This is a genomic window from Flavobacterium sp. UBA4854 (assembly GCF_002399805.1).
Lineage (GTDB): Bacteria > Bacteroidota > Bacteroidia > Flavobacteriales > Flavobacteriaceae > Flavobacterium > Flavobacterium ginsengisoli.
Window position 1 is genome coordinate 1 of record NZ_DHEI01000136.1, and the last position, 3,518, is coordinate 3,518.

General features: G+C 38.9%; 1 protein-coding gene. It reads right to left on the reverse strand.

The window, feature by feature from the left end; translation table 11 throughout:
• A partial coding sequence (locus tag B3J44_RS19990; protein WP_286971038.1) for a beta strand repeat-containing protein occupies positions 1–3,518 on the reverse strand: 3,518 nt, incomplete at both ends.

The following is a 3,518-nucleotide window of genomic DNA, read 5'->3' on the forward strand; positions in this document are numbered from 1 at the left end:
GCAATTAGTAGTGCCGCATCACCTGTACAAATTGTCTGATCTGTAGTGTTAATATCTGCCGCAGTTGCCAACGGATTCATAGAAATTGTTACTGCTTTTCTAGTATTTGGCGCATTCTCGCAAACTCCAGTCCCGCTTACACTAACATAATAAGTTGTCGTTACTGTTGGAGATGGACTGTATGAAGCTCCTGTACTTAAGGCTGTTGTAGTTGTCTGATCGGCATACCATCTGAATATAGGTGATGTAACCGTAGCTGAAGAAGCAGTAAGAGCAACTGTTTGTCCAGGACAGGTAATAGCATCTAATGCTGTAATATCTGATGCCTGCCCTAGCGGATTTACATTAGCTATAACTGCTTTTCTAAAATTTGGAAGATTCTCACACATTCCTGTTCCGCTTACACTCACATAATAAGTTGTAGTGGTTATTGGTGAAACATTATACGAAGGCCCTGTATTAAGAACAGTTGTTGAGGTCTGATCGGCATACCATCTGAAAACAGGATTTACTACATTAGAAGACGAAGCTGTCAATGAAACTGATGAACCGTTACAAACTGTTCGATCATTAGCAGTTAGATCCAATTGTGTAGCTAGAGGAGTTACATTGACAACTACCGCTTTTCTAGTGTTGATGACATTTTCACAAACTCCATCCCCGCTTACGCTAACATAATAGGTCGTTGTAACTATTGGAGACGGATTATACGAAGCTCCAGTACTTAAAACAGCCGTTGACGTCTGACTGGCATACCATCTAAAAACTGGAGTTGTTACCGTAGATGAAGAGGCAGTTAATGACGCAGTAGATCCCAAACAAATTATAGCGTCAGCAGCAGTTATATCAGAAACGATTCCTAATGCATTCACTGTTACCAAAATTGGCTTTCTTGTATTGGGATCATTTTCGCAAGTTGCATCTCCTTTAACACTTACGTAGTACGTTGTGGTTACTGTTGGAGAAACATTATATGATGCTCCAATATTAAGAATACTAGGACTCGTTTGATCTGCATACCAAGTAAATACTGGATTTATTACGGTAGCAGAACTTACACTTAATGCAGCAGTATCTCCAGGACAAATTTCTGTATCTGCTCCCGTAATATCTGCAGCTGTTGCAGGTGCATTAACATTAACCGTTACTGTTCTAGTTGTCGATGCAGATGGGCAGCCACTAGAACCATTTACAGTATAAGTAATTATAGTACTTCCAGTAGTATTACCAGTTATTACACCATTTGCATCAACAGAAGCAATACCTGCATCATCTGTTGTCCAAACCCCTCCCGAATCTCCATCAGTAGTAAATGTTGTCGTTTCTCCGACGCAGACATTTTGATTACCCGACAAAGTTCCCGGATTAGATTCTATAATGGTTACGCTTATTGTTGAAGGAATTACAGAACAGCTTCCTGTTTGCACTATCGTATAATTTATGAGAGTTGTACCACGTGAAACTCCTGTTACGACACCATTTATATCTACTGTAGCAATAGCTAAATCATCACTTTCCCATATACCTCCAGGAGCTCCATTTGAACTAAAGGCAGATGTTCCTCCAACACAAATATTTTGGTTTCCAGATAAAGTACCAGAATCAGGAGCATCTTCAATTGTTATTGTTCGAGTTGATGACAAGTTTGAACATCCTCCTGTTCCAGCTACCGTATAAGTTATAGTTGCTACACCTGGCAATAAACCTGTAACAACTCCACTAGCATTAACAGTCGCTATTGTTGGATCACTACTTGACCATATTCCACCGACATCTCCATTTGTAGCATAAGTAGTAGAAGTTCCTTGACAAATGTTTTGCAAACCTAATAAAGTTCCAGGATTTGGTGGTGCTGTTATTGTTAATGTGACTGGTGTCCTAACAGCGCTTGTACAGCTACCGTTGTTTCCTTGAGCATAATAAGTTACTGTTCCTACTGTACTTAAAACTGGAGATGCAACAATATTTCCGGCCAAAGCGGCATCATACCAAACAACAGATTGACCGGTTGGAACACTAGCCGTTGCCGTTAATGTTGTTGGTAAACATCCTGCAATAACCGTTGTAGTGTTAGTAGGTATACTCGCTGCTGTTAAAGTGATCAAAGCACTATTTGAAATATTTCCTTGAGCATCTCTTCCTAAATAAGCAATTGGTGTCGGATTTATGACGCTGGCAGATTCTGGTTCAAAACTTACCAACCCAACAGAGTTTGCTTTCCATACACCTTCTCCCGGAATAGTTATTCCAACAATATCACCAAACCCATCTATAATTAGATTAGTTCCTGTACCTGGATTAACAAAACCAACTGTTTCAGGAACTATTGTGTTACCTGTAGTATCATTTGCAAGAACATTAATAAATCCAGAAGGAGTTCCAACATTAAAACATGCAAAATCAGGTGTAGTAGCAGGAAGACCAATTGCATAATCTTCTACCTCACCATTTATAAAAGAACTCCCAGAATCTGACGTTGTTATTGCTTCTGTTGTCACTCTAACTCTAAGATAAGTATGTGCATGGCCAACTGTATTAGTTAAAGCAACATTATTCCAAGTAAGATTAACACTTCCTGATAAAGTACCGGCAGGTGATGTAGCTGTCGTTCCTTCAGATGCTTGAAAAACACCATCGTTATTCCAATCAATCCAAGCTACATAGTTTGCTGGTAATCCAGTATTATTATTAAAGTTTGCCGCAATTGTATAACTGCTTATATTTTGCCCATTATTTGTCAATGGAGGAATTACTTGAACTCCGTCATCATCAATAGAAGCATCGGCCAGAACAGAGGGAAGTCCGTCTGGTTCGGCGAAATTAGTATTTCCTAATGAAAGAGTTCCTACAACTCCATGTGAAGCTCCATCAGATGCCAAAAGCGTTTTATAACTATCTGGCGCATCACCAAAATCAGAACTAATTGTAATTACAATTGGACTTAATCCCGATGCTTGTACATTGGCCTGAGCAGTGACACTCCAAATACCAGTCATTAGGAAAAAATCTGTAACATGAGTAGTAGATAACGGAGGGGTAAATAAAACTTGATGATTTAAATCGTCTGGTGTTCCAGACCCTCCGTTTGGTGTTTGTCTTCTAATGGTTATTGTGCTAGGAAGATTTGCACCCGCTATTGTTCCTAGTGAATTATTAATTAAAGTTCTCCAACTATGGCTTGCTCCTATATTAATAGTTTGATTTACAAGCTGTGTATTTCCTCCACTAACAGCATTAGCATAAGGCACAAAAGTATTTCCATTATAACCAAAAAAGGTTACCCATTCAGCATTTCCATTTGGAGTTCCGTGAACCCCATCAATATCCAAAGCGAGAAAATTTATACTTTCAACAGGTCGGTCAAAATAAATTCTAAATCCAATACTAGCAGAACAATTATTTGCCATTCCATTATCTGCATTCAACGTATTTGCCATTTGTATTTTTGTGAAATTAGTTGGTGTTTTATCTCCAACATAGGCAGGAAGTGTATTTCCTGTAAACAATCCTCCAATATC